This window comes from Flavobacterium soli DSM 19725, assembly GCF_000422705.1.
Classification (GTDB): Bacteria; Bacteroidota; Bacteroidia; order Flavobacteriales; family Flavobacteriaceae; genus Flavobacterium; species Flavobacterium soli.
On the sequence record NZ_AUGO01000003.1, the window covers coordinates 276,273 to 294,261 of the forward strand.

The following is a 17,989-nucleotide window of genomic DNA, read 5'->3' on the forward strand; positions in this document are numbered from 1 at the left end:
TCTGAAACATTACCTACCCGCTCGATACATTACTGGTGTTTAGAAATATTATATTTTTCATCAACTTTATTTTCTTTAATAAATTCATTAAAAAATTTATAATTTAAAGGCCTTGACAAAGTATCCTTTTTAATATCATGAATATAATAACTTAATAACTTCGTCGATACTTTTTTTGGTTCCTTAGAATTTGTACTATCTACTGAAAAGAAAATATAATTATCGGTAAAACTGTATTCAACTACTCCTTTATGGATTATTAGCTCATTATTTCTAAGTATGGAATTTGTAGATCCTCCTCCTTTATAAAATAAATATCCACTAGGCAGAACGTATTCTTGATTAGAAAGATTACAACTAAAAGCTAAAAATAAACTAAATATTGAAACTATTTTTTTCATGGATATTGTTTATATAAATAAGGTTGTGGTATAATTGAAGGTGCCTCTATGGTATTTAAACCTTTAAATACAAAATCAAAGGGGGTTCCTTCCCCAGCATAGACTTCTCCTAATGCTGTAAGAAAATTTCTTGGTGAAAGAAATTCAGAAACTTTAAGAGGATTAGAAAACTCCATATTAAAGTCATAAGTATTAGCAACTATTTCTACTTGATTGTTACCTTTATAAGTAACAAGTAGTTTTCCAAATACTTTACCCTGTTGCGAATTAAGTAAAGTACGTATCAAATATGTTTTTCCTACAATCCAGTTTTTAGTTTTAGTATGTAAAAAATTTAAATCAACAGTTGACGCATCAACATAATATGGATCCCCACCACCATTTCTATAATGTTCATTTGCCTGGTCTAAAGTTGGCGCTTTTTCACCTTTTCCAGAATTTGTTCTTTTCTTTTTTGGGTCTTCCTGGTCATCTTGACTGTAAATACCTCCATCCTCACTACCTGCAAATTGCGTCCCATTATTCTTGGCTGTCCAGTGAAATTCAGTACCAGTCATATTATTCAATATATTTTCAAAAAAAGCTTTAGATACCATTCCATCAGGATCTATAAAGTAAACTGGATTATTCAGAGCATAAGTATAAGGACTAAACCTTCTACTTGTCTCCGCCAGCGGGTCAATATTCATCCATCTACCAATCGCAGGGTCGTAATTCCTCGCCCCATAGTCGTAGAAGTTAAGCCCCAGCTCGTCCTGATACTCTTTACCATTGTACTTATACTGATAGTTACCCCTTCTTACTTCCTCCACTATTGCATAGATCCCACCTGTTCCTGGGGAGCCTCCCCAATCCCGAATCTCTCGGTTGTAGTTGTGCTTCATCCCAAAGGGATAATAATGGTTCTCCTCCAATATTCGTGTAGCGGTGCCTTCCTTGGTATAACTCAGCCTGATGTTGCCCAGATGGTCGGTATAATTATACACATAGTTAAAGAGGTTTCCATTGGTTACCCTGACATATCCTTCTGCTGTTGGAAAAAATTCTAAAACTGTAGCTATATACTGATAGCCATCCAAATAATCCGTCATCACGTTTTGTTGTTCGCCATTTGGCGATTGGTTCAGAACGTGCTTCATAACTTTCTGCCCCAATGCATTATAAAGATAGGAAATAAATTTTTGTCCCGCATCAACCTTGAAGTTGATTCTTGTTGGGAGATTCAAATGGTTATAGGTAATCCCCTGGATTCCCTTGTTCCAGTCAGCGGTCATGTTGCCATTGGCATCATACTCAAAATCATAATCCTTGTGGGTGGGGTTAAACGCCTTGTTTTTATTACCATCTAAAAAGCCATCAAGGCTATTGCTGTTATCATCGACCCTCCTGAGCACGTTAGAATCGGTGTCATATATATAGTTCAAATCATCTATGGGATAGACGCTACCATCATCCTTATCCAAATAACCGTTTCTATAAAGATGGAAGATATTGCCGTTTTTGTCGTAACTGATTTCTTCGTTGTAGGCAGCCGTATAGGATTGCGTTAGTCCCGGCTTTTGATAATAGGCATCCGTCAGACGGTTCAAATCGTCATACTCATAGCTGTATTTCCTTAACACGTTCTCGGGATGTGTCTTCCAATAGGTTTCTCCTATATTGCCGTTATACAAGGGTGTAGTTGTGCCTTCCACTTCATTGTAGCCAATCTTGAAGGCAAAAAGATCCGTTGGCGAGCCACTTTCAGTAAAGCTTTGTGTGTTGTTGATGCCCTTGAGCCAGCCCCGGATATTATACGTAAAATCTACCTTCTGCAAACCTTGTCCCGTCAAAAGGCCACCAACACGCTTGTTCTTCAATTGACCCAACGCGTCATATTCATTCTTGGTGATAAGTTCCTCTGTCCCACCATTTACTTTGTGCCTTTGCTCCAGCAGCCTGCCTTGGTCGGTATAGGTAAAATAGTCGTTTACTTCCAACTCCTGGGATGTGCCTGCCAATCGCTTATGCAAGGTTTGCGTTTGCAATACCTTCCCTTCAAAGTCATATTTGGTAAGTGCTCTTGTGTAGCCTCCCAGATAATTTACCTTATGGCTCATCACTACACTAGCCTTCCTGTCATACAGCATATAGGAAAGCTCATTTTTATACATCGTAGAGGTTTCCAGCACTCGCACCCAGGAACCAGTTGCCAGCCCCTTGGGTTTCTTATCCGTATTATTGTAATGTACTTGTTCTGTAGTGCCATCCCACATAACAGAAAAGGTTACTGGAGCATTAGGAAAACTGTAATTATCATAATAGATAACGGTCAGCACATGATAGCCTACAGTGGGTTCGGCCACATTGGTATAATTAAAAGCAACTCCGTTCACTGTTGAATTCACCGTTGCAGATGTGGTTCGCTTTTCACTTATCGTGGTGGCGGCAGCTCCATTGTATATACCCTGCAATGTGTTTCTCGTACTGCTGGTAACAGTTGCCTCTTTCCAAGCCGTCAGTATTGGTCGGTTATAGGCGTCATACTTGGTTATAAGCCAGCCCGAAGCTGTTATATTGCTAAAAGGCGAGTTGGCAGGCCCAGTAGCCACCACCCTGTCGAGCTTGTCGTAGACGATAAATTCCCATTGCTTTCCTGGAAGCTTCCTTTCCACAAGGCGGTTGCGTGAGTCATACTTGTACTGATAACATACGCCTTCCAATACGGGGTTAGTAATACTTCCGTTGGCTAACGGAGGCAAAACATAGGTCAGGTTGCCAAACTGGTCATTTACATAGTAAGTGTCGTGAGCAATGTTTTCATTATATGTCCTTTTTAATACAACTTCGCCACTTTTATTCTTAAATTCCTCGCTTGTATTATTTTTTCCATCGGCAAGAATCCAGTTCTCATTCTTCATTACTGTCTTATATAATCGGCCAGCAGGATAATAATTATAATTTGATAGTGATATGTTATATAAACCTGCAGATGGACTTGTCGCTGTAGCTGCAAACATTTTCACTTCATCCTGTTCAGTATTCACAAGATAGCTATATCTGACAGAATGATCCGGATCAGATGATGTAATTGGCAACATCCAATCATTACCAGGTGCCCCTTCCTTTAGCACCCTATTTAAGGGAGAATCTTCATATTTTTTTTCAGAATATGGGTTTAATGTATTTTCGTATTGCGTAGTATCATAAAAATCCAGCGTATTCGATTCTGCCGATGGATCATAGGCAAGTGTAGTGTTTGCACTTTCATAAGGCAAAAAATCTTTCGATTGCCTGCCTAAGTTATCATAGGATATATGTGTAAGGATGTCTCTACCGTTATTCGAGGCTCTTCCATTTACCAACTGTTTAGGCCTTCCTAATCCATCATAATAGGTAACTGTCTCTGTCTTATTTGCATTTGGAACAGATAATGTACTTGTCACAGGAACCTTGTAGATAGTATTCTTTATATAATTTTGGGTAGTGGTTTGCGCAAAAGAGAATAAAGGAAACAATAGGAATATTACTTTTTTCATATCTTAATTGTTAAAGTTTATATTTATATTCATTACAAGAAAGTATATTAAAAGTTCCTGCAACGGCTCCCCTTTCTTTTATGCACGTTAATCGCTGAAAATTATCGTAGGTATAGTAAAGCGTATAACCTTTTTCATCCGTTTTACTGGTTATACCTATGTTAGGATCATAGGTATAAGTTGTAATCATATCGTTGGGAAACTGCGTTCTTAAATTATTCAAAGCCACTCTTAAATTTTCTTCAGATACTGCATCAACATCTAAATTGGAAAGATTCTGCAAATTGACTACATAACTATTTATAAAAGCATATGACATTGTAACGGCCTTTATTTCTGCAATTGGATACTTTTTTTGATACCCCCAAATTACAACCGTACTAATATCATCTGTTTTCCTAAACTCGAGAGGATTTCCGTTACTATCATTGAACAAATATTTCACCCTGCTCTCAAATGGATTATTAAATTTTGCAAAAAACACCTCTAAAGGCTGTTGAATGTTACTTTGCAACGAGTAATTTTTTTTTGATTTATCTACTATAGTTCCATTCCGATACTTACTTGTATAAACAACTTCATTAAGTCTATTTGCATTATATAAGGCCTGTAAATTAGTTGTACTTCCATAGTCCGCTGGCCACGAATTGTCGCCAGAATAATAAGTAGACTCCAATACTACATTTCCTTGTGAATCAATATGTTGAACACTACTAGGAAGATCAATTTTTCTTCCTATAGTGTTTGAATATCCATAGGTATAAAGGTTCTCTATTTCTTGTCCATTTTCGTATTCCGTAATTTTTTTAGTTTGCAATCGATAGCTTTTGGAAACCAGACTATAAAATCTATAGAAATGCATACGAGATTCCCACGTAGCGTTCCCATTATAGAAACTTCTGGAAGAAGCTGTTAATGTTCCTTTTATTTGTCTAGGATCTGCATAATCTTCATAACTATAATCTACTCTATGCAGTAAGGTGCCTTCCGAGTTACGTATTTCCTCATAGATGGGTTTGCCATATAATCCATTTTCTTCCCGAATAGCGGGATACTTATCTATCCAGCTAAGATAACTAGGCCTATGAAAAGTATAGTTTTTGCTACCTTTGAATACGCCATTATCCATATTCTTGACTGTTACAGATCCATAAATAGGAGAAGCAAAATTAGGCACATTAACAGACAGTATTGGAGCAGATGATCTAACGGATAAAATACGGAAGTCCTGGGTGCCCAGCGATATGTAATTTGGATTCCCCTGCAAATGAAAAGCATTATTGTATGGATGTGGCCCTGTGGCTAAACTATAACAACCGGGTCCAGAATCTCCGGGTTCCATTCCAAGTACCGTAACATCAGCAATATTTGCAGTGTTTTGAAAATCGTATGAGTGTACGACATTTAATAAGGTTCCTAAATCATAGGAATAATGTTGTTCGATTAGTCCAATTTCTGTCGGATCCTTCATTTTAATCTTATCAAGACGTAATCCTGCCAAATAACCGTATTCAAATGAGTGGATACCACCTGTTGGGTACTTAACTTGTTTTAACATAAAAGCTTTGGCTACAGTGCTGTTTGAGCTTCGGTCTGCAGGTTGAGAACAGAGAGGCAATAACCGTGCATTATTAATGCTGTTAAAATACCCCCATGAATCTTTAGCAAAACTCATCCTTCTTGGTAGCCATCCCACATCTGATTGATCATAATAACTAAAAGTATAGGAAGGTAGTGCAGTATCGTCACTGCCTATTTCCGTGATACTATTTAAACGCAATCTTTTAATATCTGAATTGGTATCACTAATTTGTAAATAAGAAGATTTAGTAGTAGCTGAAACAAAATAATTATAGTTTAGAAGGTATTTTTTTAAAACCTGATTGTGCCACTTATCATAAATTTCTATTTCGTCAATTATCTTTGCATTGGTATTTATACTTTCTTGCAAGTTTATATTGTACTGATCTACATCCTGTCTATTGGCAACTCCTTTAAATTTAACCCTTACTTTACTGCTGTTGATTTCATCAATTACAAAACTTTTAATCGAACTATATCTTCTGCTAAATGTGTTGTAATTAAGCTGTGCCATGTAGTTACATATATCGTATAGAGGACTTCTTGCATAACTATAAAATTCATCATTAACAGATTGATAGGTATAGTTGTGCTGGTAATACGTGAAAGTAATTTCTTCTTTACTTACGGGATTATAAATTCGGGTCAAGTACCAAGCGGTAATTTGTTCTCTATTATATATTTCTTCGTTATTCGTTGAACGGTTATGTGTGATTTCTTTTGTTGAATTCTGCCCGAAATAATACTTCATGCCATCCGGAGTTGTAATTTCCCACTCTTGAATTATGTTCATGTTGTATAATTGCCCTTGAGGAGTTGTAAAAGGTGAATAGATCCCCATCACTTTTCTAATTTTCAAATCTTTCCTCATAGGAAAAAAAACAGGCGCTACATCACCTGTAACATTATCAATTCCATTCTCAAACATAAACTTGCCAGAATAGCCGTTGAAATTAAAATAAAATACATCTGCTTCTAAATCCTGATCGTTATACTGATAATTATTGTAAGAATGCGTGTCAAAATATTCACATCCGTATGAAAGGTCCGTTATACCCGCAAGATGTCTTTGATAACCAATATCAACGGTAGCATATCCTGTCAGCATGGACATGTCATCGAAATCTTCAGGTTTTTTTCTAACAGATGCCTCGTCCATAATACCTCTCACTTCTCTTGTAATAACTCCCCCGGCTATAAGATTCCAACCTAAACCGTATGAAGAAGCAAGTTCATCTACCTTTACTCCCCCTGATCCATAATTAAATGTCACTGGCAGTGTAATGCCCGGTTCATTTATTGTATATATTGGTATTGTTACATCTGGCCTTCCTCCAGATGTGTTAATAGGAGCATCGGTATATTTGATCATACTAAAAGCTGTTGGAGAAGGTAAGGTTACTTTTGGCAATGCATTGCTGATGGTTTGAGCAATTGAGTTTTGAAAAAACAAAAGGCATAATAACCATATTGTTAAACTACCTATTCTCTTCTCAATATTTACGAAGGAAATATTTCTCATAATAATTATAGCTAATTTGTTCTGTTTTTAATTGTCATTCTTGATTACCTTCACGCTTCCCTCACCCTTGTTGGTCTGGATATTCACGATATACACCCCCACCGGATATCCTGAGAGGTTTACAGGAACCGTCCGGCTGTCGATCTCGAACTTCTGGAGCTCGCGACCCCCTATGTCATACAGGCGTGCCGTGCCAATGTCAAAGTCAAAGCCAACAATCACGTTCGTATAGCTTATTACAGGATTGGGAATGGCCTCGATCTTGATCTTTTCCTTCAACGGCTTGTCCTTGTCCTTGATCTTCACCACCCAGAAATCCTTCCCGCCATAGTTTAGCTTCTTGTCCCGTGAGATCTTCGCACCCGGCTTTGGCCCAAGATTTTCCATCGGTACCGCACCTCCCTGGCTGCCGCCATTGCCTCCGCCTGAGTTGGTAGGGTTCAGCAGGTTGCCTACTGGGGAGTTCACCCCAAGCTTGAAGCCCGAGTCGTTGGTATTCCCCAAGGCCTCGTTAATGTCCTTGGTTGCCGAGTCCAATTGGCCTGCAACGGCTTCATTGACCTGCGAAGCGGTATCGTTTACCATAGTATCCAGTTCCTGCTGAGCCTTCTGTGCTCCGGCAAGCTGCTGGCTGCTGTCCAAGGGGCTAAGTCCTTCCACCAGTCCCTTTTTCTTCTGTTGCCTCCTGTGGGCAAAGCCCTTGAACTCGGGATTGGAAGTACCCGCCATCAGGTAGCCGCCATCGCGGGACATTACCACCTTCCGAAGAATGTCCTCGCCCTCACTTCCGATGGATTGCCTCCAGAGTTCTTCCCCCTTTTCAGAGATCTTGATCGCCATATAGTCGTTAAGGCCTTCATTGCCTTGCTCCTCATTGTTGGAAATCGGACTGTAGGCACCAATAAGGAAGCTGCCGTCCTGGTTTTCCACTAGGGAAGTCAGGATATCCACCGAGCCGATGTCATACGCCTCTTCCCAGAGCGTCTCGCCGTTTTCCCCAAGCCGAACCACCCAAAGGTCGGTTCCCTTCTTCGAGGTACGGGTCTGGCTGTTGGAACTTCCCGCCACCATATAGCCAAGGTCCGACGTCTGGTGGATGGCGTAGGGCTGGTCGTCATGTGCACCACCGATAGTCTGCTGCCACTCGATATTGCCGTTTTCATCCAATTTCAGTATCCAGAAGTCGCCGCCCTGACCCAGGTTCTCCTGCAATTTCTCGCCCGAGGTCGGACTGTTGGAATAGCCCGCCACGATAAAGCCGCCGTCCCTGGTCTGTTCCACATCCCGCAGCTGGTCGGCATATTGCCCGCCATAGGTCTTCTGCCACTGCTCATTCCCATCGGCATCGATCTTGACCAACCAATAGTCGGTATTCCCCCTTGTCTTTTCCTTTTTTACCCCAATATTGGATTCCCCTCCTTTGGAGGGGTGGCCGTAGGGCGGGGTGGATGAATTCGAAGTACCACCCAGCAAATACCCCCCATCCTTGGTCACCACCACGGTCTGCAGGTCATCCTGCCCAATACCACCAAAACACTTCTGCCACATCGGGTCGCCCTTTGCATTGAGCTTGATCACCCAATAATCATTGCCACCATGTCCCTCAGCTGTCTTTTGATAGCCTACTGTACTGTTAGAAGTTCCGGCCAACAAAAAACCACCATCATGTGTCGTCTTGATGCTGTGCAACAAATCACTTGCCCCTCCGCCAAAGCTCTTCTGCCATTCGGCACTCCCATGCTCGTCCATCTTCCAGATCCAGTAGTCCAAATCCCCGCTTCCGGGATCGGTCTTGTTGCCCGACTTCATCGAGAGGGAGCTTCCCCCAAGGATAAAGCCATAGTCGGCAGTGGGCTGGATGTCGTTCAGGTACTCGGCATGGCGTCCCCCGAAGGATTTCTCCCAGAGGATCTCCTGGGCAGAAAGCCCCAGGGGCAGTAGCAAAAAGGGAAGCAATTTTCTCATAATGTGCAGCTTAAAAATAGTATTCCTGTGTATTATCTTACGATTGCTGAAAATTAACAAAATATTTGGAAAGCATTAGTAAGAATTTCGCAAAAATTCAATAGGTAGTTTTACGGTTTTTGGAAGGGATTGAAAACTTTAAATGTTAATTTTTTACGAATAATGAATAATAGTCCACTTTGCCCTTTAGGGCATTCATTTTCCAAGACCTACTTCAACATTTTAAAACACAAAAAGACAGGTGTCTAAATACTTGATATTGTAATCGTATAAAGAGTAGGTATCCTGTGCTGGCTATACATTATAGTTGTATAAAAATCACTATGGAGATCCAATTTGAAATATTCCTCAAGCTCTTGGAAGTTGTAAATTTCAACCAGGCAGAACTTTCCAGGAGGACAGGCAAACCTGTTGAAAGGATAAAGGAATGGAAAAACGGGAAGCATTTGCCCTCATTCAGGCAATTGGTGGCAAAGACTGAAAAGTTAGGATATAATCTGAATGTGGAATTGGTAAAAAATAGGGAATAGGTTTTCTACAGAAATTAAATAGAGTAGTGTTACAGTATCAAAGGGGTGGCGCACTGTCTTTTAGTATAAAAAGTGCTACTTCTGTGGATTTTGTTATCAAATGTTAGATGTTTTGAAAGCTGACAAGAGAAATATTATTGTCTATTTACCAAGTTTAGAGACTGTTTTTTAAACTTATAATGGTAATTCAAAACCTAAGTGTTTACATATTAATTTAGCTTTTTTAATTGAAATATCCCAGCCACCACAACACTCAGGGCTTAAACAAATTGTAATAACGGCTATGTGTTTTCTCGCCTCGTTAATATTTTTACAAAGTTCTATGATATATTCATCGGTGAGCATTTGGTATTTTCCATCTTCAGAAGCTGCAAAAAAATAATCGATATCTAAATTTAGGATCCATTTATTTTCTTTTTGGCTCATCCAATATTCCACATTGGTAGAAAGATCTTTAATTTCATATTCACGGTCTATAAAACCTTCAAGGACTGTACCGTCATTATGTGTCGCAAAATACTTTATTCCAAATAAATTTGGGTAAACTAAATGTAGATTTCCAATATAATTGTCCCATCTGAATAAAGCAGCGTCTTGAACTCCCCGCATTGGTTGTCTTAATGCAACATATTCCTCTAATGACAGATTATTTAATTGAACACCAGTATCAATTATTTGAGTTTGGACAGTATTTGGATAATGTAATAAATCATAGTGTCTGTCTATGTGGAAGAGATTATGTACTGTTGCAACATCAATACTATCCATCCAACACCAACTTGCTGCTAAATGATTATCCATTACATAAATGTTTTCATGTTTTAAAACAAAGTTTAATGTTTCGTGATGAGATACTCCAAGAGGAACCTCCGGCTTTTTAATCCACATAGTTGATTGATTTAAAAGAATTTATTTTTAGATTTATTTTGTCTACTTTTTCTGTGCAACCTTTATGCTTAAATAAATGAACTAAAATTTGGTACATAAATAATAAATATTCACTATTTTCTAATTTCATATTTTCAAGTGTTTTTACGGCATTTTCTTGGTGTATTATTGCAAAATCAATATTATTGTCAAGTAAGTATAATTGGGACAAGTAGTTATAACAAGCACTTAAATAAAAATCATTTCTTTTTCCTTGATCTAAAGTATAATGTAATTTTATCCCTTCACTCATATATTTAATAGCTGATTTAATATCACCACAAATTTTATAACTGTCTGCTATTATTCGATACTCAATCACAAGTTGTTGATCATCGTATAAACTATGCTTCTTTCTAAACTTCTGAATATTTTTAAAATTTTCTAATGCTTTTTCAACATCTTTATTTTTTAAGTATGTATTAGAGATATTGTTTAAAGTTATAATAATTTCATTTTTTAATTTCATTTCATTTTGTTCGAAAAGACCTAAAGCTTTTTTAAATTGTGAGATTGCTTGGTTAGAATCTGTATAAGCATAAGCTAAACCTAAATTAACATAAATTACTCCAAGATTAATTTTATCAAGCATCGGATACTTTTCAGCTCTTGAAGCTAAATCAATCCAAAGATTTAAATCATTTTCAGAATTAAAATAAAAACGATATGAGTATAATAATTCGTTTTCTAACATTATTAATGGTTGATATACTGCATTTCTATATTCTTCTTTTATGGAGCTTAGAATGGATTGTGCATACCTTAAATATTTGAATGAAACAGCTGGATTATTTTGACCTTCTTTAATTCTTACTGTTAGCCATGTGATATAAAATAAATTTCCAAAAAAAGGTAAAGCAATTTTTCTTTGATTATATAAAAGTACTTCTTTTATTATTTTATGAATATTAATTCTTTGCTGGTCATCTGCAAATTCTATTAGTCCTTTTTTATCCAAACTTATTAATAAGTTTATAATATGAACTTTATTCTCTTTATAATGCTCTAATCCATTTATTAATATAATATCTTCAATTATTATGTCTCTTGAAGGTAAAATTGAAAGAAATTCCAAATATCCTTTTTCATGTGAATTAAGATTTTCAAAACTAAATTTCTTAATCAAGTAATTAAAAATTTTGATGCTATCATTCTCCTCTAAAATATCAATGTCAATTTTATATTCATCATCATCCAAATCTTGTTCTTTTAATGAATTATAGAAGTACTCAAGAGTTAAGTCAAAACTATTTTCAATTGTTTTTGCAACTAGTTCAATGACAAGAATGTTAAAATCAACATATTCAATGAATTCAGTCAATATTGATGAGTCCGTTTTTTGTTGCCTGCTTATATATGAGTTAAAAATATTTTTGCAGTTTTGAATGCTTATTTGAGGTAATTTTACACAAGGAACTGTTTTGATCTTACTTCTCGATAATATCAATTTCTCCCAATTTGTCAAGCTTAAAAACTTATTTAGTGAAGCCTTATCTTCTTCAAATTCTTGAATATCAACAATAATTAAATTTTTTCCTTCAATTTTATTTAGTTCGTTTAAAATATTTACAAATCTACATTCAACTTCATGTATAGAGGAAAATTCAAGATTAAGATTTTTTATAAGTATTTCATCAAATGCAAATGAATGGCTCAACGAATTTTCAACAGTTACCCAAATTAAATGATTGTAGCTAGAATAGGTTTGCAAATATTTTTTAGCGAATGAAGTTTTACCCATTCCACCATGAGAGAAAACTGATATTAATTTTGTTGTAGTTAGTTGTGAGTTTATCTCTGCTATAAATGGTTCCCAATCATAAATATTTATTGAGATATAATCTGGTATTAGATTTAAAAATTTTGGTATTTCATTATTTTTAGACTTTTTAAATGATTTTTTTAACAAATCAATTTGATTAGTATGATTTTCAATTTTTGATTGAATATCTTTAATATCAGTCCTTAATAAATCTAACTCTATATTTATTAATCTGAAAAATTTTATGTTCAAATATTTTTCAAGCTCGGTATCTGAACGACCTAAAAGATTAATAATTGTCTTTTTTGTTAAACTTCTGTTTTCTGGATCTTTTTCTTGAGAACGTTTATATATTTCAGAAATAAAAACACCAAACAGAAGCGAAACTGGTCTATTTTGAAATTTATTATTTTCTAATAGATTTTCAATTTCAATTTTCAATTTTACGATAGCAACATCAGGTGAAAGACTTTCAAATTTCCATTTAATTTTTCTAGTAAAAATTTCAACTTCATTATTGACAATTTCAATTAGATTAGTAGCTGATAACTTAATTAAATTTTGTTTTTCCTCAGATCTTTTTTGATTTAACTTTTTATTTTTTCTGTTTTTTATTTCCTTAATTAAGATTTCTTTTATTTTGTCAATACATAATTTTCTTAAATTTTCATCACTCAAATTTTCATCATTTATCCATTTTGATAATAATTTCTCTCTGGAAGAAATACTTGTATTTGTAGAAAAACAGAAAGTAGAATCACCACTAAAATCTTTGTTTTTTTGATATAATATAAAAAAATTGAATATTGTATTTTTTACTTCTTCAGAATTTAAACTAAAGTTTGAAGTATAGCATTTTACTTGTGTAAAAATTAAAGTTTCGCCTACTTCTTTGATATCTTGGTCAACCTCGGAATAAGCGTCAAAGTCATTATCTTCAATAAAATTAACTATCCATTTTTTTAGAATAGTTAAGTATTGGTAGTAAAATCCCCTGTTTGTAGCTATTGCATCTGTATTAACTTCAAATACATCAATTATTTGTTCAAGCATTCAATGAAAAATTTAAGCTTTAAAAGTAATGAATTTAACACAGTTTTTTTGCTTTCAAGAAATGCTTTTCTATTTTGTACAGTCAATTTGGTTTTCATTATCTCCTTCCAATTGTCCAATCTCAATAAATGCAATATCATTAGCAAATGCTTTTTCTCCCACTAGACGTTCAATGTGAACTTAAACTGCTTCCCGAAGTCTTGGGTTTTCTTTGTGGACAATATAGTTTTTGAGTAACACTTTTATTCCTAAATCGGTTGATTTTTTTGGGTTTTCTAATGGGATGAAATACATTTCGCTTATTCTTAGATTGATGCAATAATATTCTAGTGGTTTGTCAGTGCCGTTTTCGTATTTGATTAGGTTGGTTTCGGGATGTAGGAATGCGGTTATTTTCCAACGTTCTACAACTAGAGCATGATGAACTAGTAGTTATACTTCTTTGAACAGATATGGGTTTGCGGTGATGATTAATTCTGCACCGTTTGTTTTGTTTTTGATAATGAGGTCTAGGTATTTCATTAATTCGCTTAAACAAAGGCATTATCAAATTAATATGGCAGTCCTTATTTTATTTATTCAATAATTTCTCTAAGTAAATCACTTTGTCTTTCTCCGCTTGAACCAAACGTTCATAAAGCTCTACAACCTTATCTAAAGGATTGAAAGTACAATCACGATTATGACTAAAAGCTCCTTGACTGTTACTGAAATCAGTGCCGGTAAACGTATTAAAGTAATTTATAACAGCTTCCTCTGAAAAATTCTTAATAGCCTCAACACTAACTCCAAGTGCCTTCGCCACCTCAGCCAGTTTTTCCTCCTCAATGGTTTCACTGTTCTCCATAATGGAAACCGCCTGCTGGCTAGTGCCCATGGCCTGGGCCAAAGCTTCCTGTTTCATATCCTTCAATTCGCGGATGCGGCTGATCTTGCGTCCGATGTGGTTTTTGGTTGGTGTTGTCATAATTCAAAGGTAGTATTTGATTGTGTAATAAAGCAAATGTAAAAAACATAACGGAAAATGTACCATACAATGAAAAAGGATTCGGTACATCGGCTGCCTGTGCTTACTTGCAGTCCATAACAAAAATACAATTTTTCTGTCACGTTTCACCTTAAAATCAAAAATTATGTACCACAACATCGTATTGCAACACGACCACCCACAGCACGCACCACTTACAAGGGCCATTGAGCTGTTGCTATCCTTTTCAATGGCGAACACCATCTACTTCTCGCCCCATCTGGAGGAAGGAGTAAACGAGGGCATCATCATCGTGATGATCAGCGAGGACAGCCCTTACTGCTGGTATGAACTCACGGAGCAGTATTGGAAAGTATTTCAAGGTTTTCCAGAATTCACCTTCCGTATCTTTGATGGAAGCTGGATGGAGGAATCCCTGAAAGAAGGCAATCCCTTCTTTGCCATCCACTGCAATCACAATACCTTGGCTTACAGTACGGCGGATAGTACGGAAATAGGTCTGGTTTCCCAATTGAAACCGAAACGCTTCCTGAAAAAAGCCAAGGCGGCCTATAAGATGGAAGACCATGCCGCTTTTTCATCGGGCCTCAATGTCAAATATCACCGCAAGAATGGCGACTACCTGCACGCGATGTTTCAGGTACATCAGAATATAATGTGGCTCTTCAGGGCAGCGGAATGGTTCCTGAGTGGGGAGTGGATTGCAAATGACGACCTGGGCGTGCATCAATCACGGATTGCCCTTTTTTCAAATGTATTAGGCAGGGCCTTTGATATGGATAAGGAAGAGGAAAAAGTCTTGCTTGATGCCCTGAATGACTCGTGTGCTGCAGTGCGTAACGGGACTGGTACAACTACTTTTAGCCAAGAGCAGGTAGATGCCGCCGTAGCCAAAAAGGAATGGATCAGGATGGAGGTGGCAAGGCTTTTCAGCCAGTGCAGGAAACGATGCCACTATGAACTGGGCAGGGCAAAAGCACCACTGATTGCGATGGCTGATAACGACCCACTAGAAGCCATCACGAGGATCATTACCCAAGCCGTTGCCGTTTCAGCCCTCTACTGTTTTGGAAAAAAGCATTCCAGCAGATCCGCCACAGGCTGTGTCCTTGATGCCCATGAAGTCGAATTCCAAACGACCCACTACTACCTGTTCCTGATCGTAAAGGAATATCAGGCGGATATTCCCGGTAACCTGTCCTATAGAATTAAGGAACAGACCAATGGACGGTGCACGGCCACTGTGGTGATGCATTCCAAGAAGTCTTTACGCCAAAAGGAAGGCGACCAGCAGTATTTCTTCCACCAGATCATGGAACGTGCCCAATTGCTTTTCAAGGAAAGCGTAAATCCGCCCTATCTGCCGTTCGACAAGGTGCCCGCCCGGCATTATCCTTCGGCCAAGATCTATCTGCACCAACGGATAAGGACTGCCTCGTTCCTGCAGGAGGCCGAGGGCATGGATGGAGGCGGAGCCACAAAGATACACGTGTATCTGATGCGCCTTGTGGTGGAGCAAACCTGCCTTGGATTGATAAGGCTTTTCCTTGGCTATACGCCACATCAATATTCCCTGCCATTCCTCTTTGAACTGTGCGAGTATTTTACACCGCTTACCTCCGAAATCTTCCCGAGGCAAACGGATAAGGACAAGGAGTTTCTCAAGATACTGTCGGGTGCTACCACATCACTTCGACATGGCTATATCGATGATGTGGCTTCGCACGATTATGAAGTGCTAAGCAACCGCTACAATGAATTTGTAGACAGGTCGGACAAGCTTATCGCGAAGGAAATGGAAAGGATTGAACTATTGGACGAAAATAATAACCAAAATAACTGAGGGATGGAAAAGGATAAGATCGAATCGTTTGAAGAACTGAAGGAATTTGCAAAAGGCAAATTCCAACTGCTGCAACCCAATGAAAACCGGAGGGGAAAATTACAGCTGTCACTGGAGGTAAGCAGCTATATCGAGTTGCAATGGCTGATCATCGACATCGTCAAGGTATCCCTGGCGGCACTGGATGCCAGTAGTGAGGAGGTGACGGAGGTCAGGAACCCGCAAAGTGCCGTCAGGGGTGTCTTGGAACTGCTCTTGCAGCTGCTGCCTTTGGAAGAAATGCAACTGGTGGATGGGATTTATGAAATGCTAAGGGAAAAGCAATTGGAGAAATAGGTAAACCTCGGTTCAGCTGATGCGAAACAGGCATTCCATTAGGGCAAAAAGGTCATTGAGAAGCAACATCCACCACAGTTAATGCATTATAAGACTGATCATGCAAGGGATAAAGCGCACCGTTGACCTCCTGGAGGAACTCGACAAGGAGCATCCAGAAAGAGATACTGGAATCAGAGGGGGTATGATCCAGGCTTATCTTCAGGTCAATCGGACTGAGATCTAAAGGAAGCTGTTGGATACTGCTGCAACGCAGCACCGTGCTGCCCTGCTCGAAATCTACCTCAAGGAGCCCAGTTTGGAACGCAACATGGGTCGCAGCCTTCGGATACTGCAGCATGGTGGCGGGTACCAGCGAGGGCAAGCCAAGGACATAATCGCTTTCAAGGACATACTGGCAAAGCAGCACCGAGCCGAGCGTTGACCTCGAATTGAAATCAAATCCTGTCAGAAGTCGCCTTCCCTCAGCCGTAAGCAGTCCCTTTGCCACACTCCGCTTCCCGCGCTCCGAAGCAAGGTCCTGCGCTTTCACTTGCATCAGCACCTTCACCATCCGCTGGAGCAGCTTCGGGTCTTTGGCAAGCAACAGTAAGGCCCTGCAACCCTGCCGTATCAGCTTCCCTGCCCTGTTCAGGTCCGCAAACTCACGGCTGTTCTCCCGTGTTCGCTCAAATGCGGAATCGCTGGCGACACGCTCTTTGGTAAGCGAACTTTTTCCTCTGACGAAATGTTTTCCATTCCGGTGCCTGTAGAAGGTCAGTTCCCCAATCGTACCCTCAATACTGAAAATGCTGGTGACGCGTGCCATAATGCTATACGTTTAATGAAACAATACCACAAAGGTAGCAACCGACAATGGGCCTTCGACAAAGGCAGCTCCTCTGCTGTCCGGAAGGTCCTCAAAAAGACCTTTCTGTCCCCAAATAATGCCAAAAAAACAGAATACGATACTCAGGCAATTTGAATGTAAAGAGGCTTGGATGTCAATGGAAGCCTGAAAATGCCGATCCATAGCTTAAAGGGGACTTGACCCTGAGCATTTGGAGGGATCGGAAGCACGGTAAATACGTTGTAAAAGCGTTGCAGCTGCGTTACAACAGCGTTGTAAGGGCGACTAAACCGCCACCAGGCGGGCTAATGGGGGTATGCAAACAGTTGGCGGTTTCAAATAGGGACGGTATGATTCCCGCATAAGGATGGAAATCTTCATTTTTTCATGTAATGATTTTAAAATTTTCCAACGGCTAAGTAGCAGCGATAGCTTTCAAAAACTCAGGAAGACACTGCACTTAAGCAGGGAAACAGTATCAGGACGTATTAATTTGATATCACAATCCCCAATTCAACACAGATCTAAAAAAGGAATAGTTTGAATTGTGATGTAAACAAAAACCCTTTAAATAATATAATTTAAAGGGTTTTGAAGTAATTTAAATGAATTTTTGCAGAAGGGATGGGATTCGAACCCACGATGCAGTTACCCACATACAAACTTTCCAGGCTTGCTCCTTCAACCACTCGGACACCCTTCTAAATAGTTGCGGTTGCAAAGAACACAAAAAA

At 38.4% G+C, this 17,989-nt stretch carries 11 protein-coding genes and 1 tRNA gene; 3 read left to right on the top strand and 9 right to left on the bottom strand.

Annotated elements, in window-relative coordinates:
• Positions 1 to 29: 29 nt before the first annotated feature.
• From G508_RS0106670 to G508_RS19490, 4 genes are all read right to left on the bottom strand, one after another.
• The gene (locus tag G508_RS0106670; RefSeq protein ID WP_026704589.1) at positions 30 to 401 is read right to left on the bottom strand and encodes a hypothetical protein; all 372 of its coding nucleotides are present in this window, start codon (positions 399 to 401) and stop codon (positions 30 to 32) included.
• On the bottom strand, positions 398 to 3,919 hold the full coding sequence (locus G508_RS0106675; RefSeq protein WP_026704590.1) for a DUF6443 domain-containing protein: 3,522 nt from the start codon (positions 3,917 to 3,919) through the stop codon (positions 398 to 400). The genes G508_RS0106670 and G508_RS0106675 overlap by 4 nt, the downstream gene beginning before the upstream one ends.
• Positions 3,920 to 3,929: 10 nt before the next feature.
• Positions 3,930 to 6,953, bottom strand: coding sequence for a hypothetical protein (locus G508_RS0106680; RefSeq protein ID WP_026704591.1), 3,024 nt, complete (start codon positions 6,951 to 6,953; stop codon positions 3,930 to 3,932).
• 96 nt (positions 6,954 to 7,049) lie between these two features.
• Entirely contained in the window at positions 7,050 to 8,987 is a 1,938-nt protein-coding gene (locus G508_RS19490) for a T9SS type A sorting domain-containing protein (RefSeq protein ID WP_051197485.1), read from the bottom strand.
• Positions 8,988 to 9,310: 323 nt separating this feature from the next.
• Between G508_RS19490 and G508_RS0106690 the strand changes: the two genes are divergently transcribed.
• A complete protein-coding gene (locus G508_RS0106690; RefSeq protein ID WP_026704593.1) occupies positions 9,311 to 9,517 on the top strand; it encodes a hypothetical protein in 207 nt (68 codons plus the stop codon).
• Between the two features lie 174 nt (positions 9,518 to 9,691).
• Here G508_RS0106690 and G508_RS0106695 read toward each other — a convergent pair whose 3' ends face one another.
• From G508_RS0106695 to G508_RS0106720, 3 genes are all read right to left on the bottom strand, one after another.
• The gene (locus G508_RS0106695; protein ID WP_026704594.1) at positions 9,692 to 10,405 is read right to left on the bottom strand and encodes a peptide arginase family protein; all 714 of its coding nucleotides are present in this window, start codon (positions 10,403 to 10,405) and stop codon (positions 9,692 to 9,694) included.
• The gene (locus tag G508_RS0106700) at positions 10,395 to 13,259 is read right to left on the bottom strand and encodes a tetratricopeptide repeat protein (RefSeq protein ID WP_026704595.1); all 2,865 of its coding nucleotides are present in this window, start codon (positions 13,257 to 13,259) and stop codon (positions 10,395 to 10,397) included. The genes G508_RS0106695 and G508_RS0106700 overlap by 11 nt, the downstream gene beginning before the upstream one ends.
• 571 nt (positions 13,260 to 13,830) lie before the next feature.
• The gene (locus G508_RS0106720; protein WP_026704596.1) at positions 13,831 to 14,226 is read right to left on the bottom strand and encodes a helix-turn-helix domain-containing protein; all 396 of its coding nucleotides are present in this window, start codon (positions 14,224 to 14,226) and stop codon (positions 13,831 to 13,833) included.
• A gap of 166 nt (positions 14,227 to 14,392) precedes the next feature.
• On the opposite strand from G508_RS0106720, the gene G508_RS0106725 reads away from it, so the two are divergent.
• Together G508_RS0106725 and G508_RS0106730 are read left to right on the top strand one after the other, a co-directional pair.
• Positions 14,393 to 16,090 (top strand): hypothetical protein, encoded by a 1,698-nt coding sequence (locus G508_RS0106725; RefSeq protein WP_157485893.1) that lies wholly within the window; start codon positions 14,393 to 14,395, stop codon positions 16,088 to 16,090.
• A 3-nt stretch (positions 16,091 to 16,093) separates the two neighbouring features.
• Positions 16,094 to 16,426, top strand: coding sequence for a hypothetical protein (locus tag G508_RS0106730; RefSeq protein ID WP_026704598.1), 333 nt, complete (start codon positions 16,094 to 16,096; stop codon positions 16,424 to 16,426).
• 52 nt (positions 16,427 to 16,478) lie between these two features.
• On the opposite strand, the gene G508_RS0106735 is transcribed toward G508_RS0106730, so the two are convergent.
• Together G508_RS0106735 and G508_RS0106745 are read right to left on the bottom strand one after the other, a co-directional pair.
• A complete protein-coding gene (locus G508_RS0106735) occupies positions 16,479 to 17,234 on the bottom strand; it encodes a hypothetical protein (RefSeq protein WP_026704599.1) in 756 nt (251 codons plus the stop codon).
• A gap of 637 nt (positions 17,235 to 17,871) precedes the next feature.
• Positions 17,872 to 17,958 (bottom strand) — tRNA-Ser (locus G508_RS0106745).
• Positions 17,959 to 17,989 lie beyond the last annotated feature (31 nt).

Excerpts from the sequence above, each read along its gene's own strand:
- G508_RS0106695 (WP_026704594.1), bottom strand. The coding sequence starts at position 10,405 with ATGTGGATTAAAAAGCCGGAGGTTCCTCTTGGAGTATCTCATCACGAA.
- G508_RS0106670 (WP_026704589.1), bottom strand. The coding sequence starts at position 401 with ATGAAAAAAATAGTTTCAATATTTAGTTTATTTTTAGCTTTTAGTTGT.
- G508_RS0106675 (WP_026704590.1), bottom strand. The coding sequence starts at position 3,919 with ATGAAAAAAGTAATATTCCTATTGTTTCCTTTATTCTCTTTTGCGCAA.
- G508_RS0106690 (WP_026704593.1), top strand. The coding sequence starts at position 9,311 with ATGGAGATCCAATTTGAAATATTCCTCAAGCTCTTGGAAGTTGTAAAT.
- G508_RS19490 (WP_051197485.1), bottom strand. The coding sequence starts at position 8,987 with ATGAGAAAATTGCTTCCCTTTTTGCTACTGCCCCTGGGGCTTTCTGCC.
- G508_RS0106700 (WP_026704595.1), bottom strand. The coding sequence starts at position 13,259 with ATGCTTGAACAAATAATTGATGTATTTGAAGTTAATACAGATGCAATA.
- G508_RS0106735 (WP_026704599.1), bottom strand. The coding sequence starts at position 17,234 with ATGGCACGCGTCACCAGCATTTTCAGTATTGAGGGTACGATTGGGGAA.
- G508_RS0106720 (WP_026704596.1), bottom strand. The coding sequence starts at position 14,226 with ATGACAACACCAACCAAAAACCACATCGGACGCAAGATCAGCCGCATC.
- G508_RS0106725 (WP_157485893.1), top strand. The coding sequence starts at position 14,393 with ATGTACCACAACATCGTATTGCAACACGACCACCCACAGCACGCACCA.
- G508_RS0106730 (WP_026704598.1), top strand. The coding sequence starts at position 16,094 with ATGGAAAAGGATAAGATCGAATCGTTTGAAGAACTGAAGGAATTTGCA.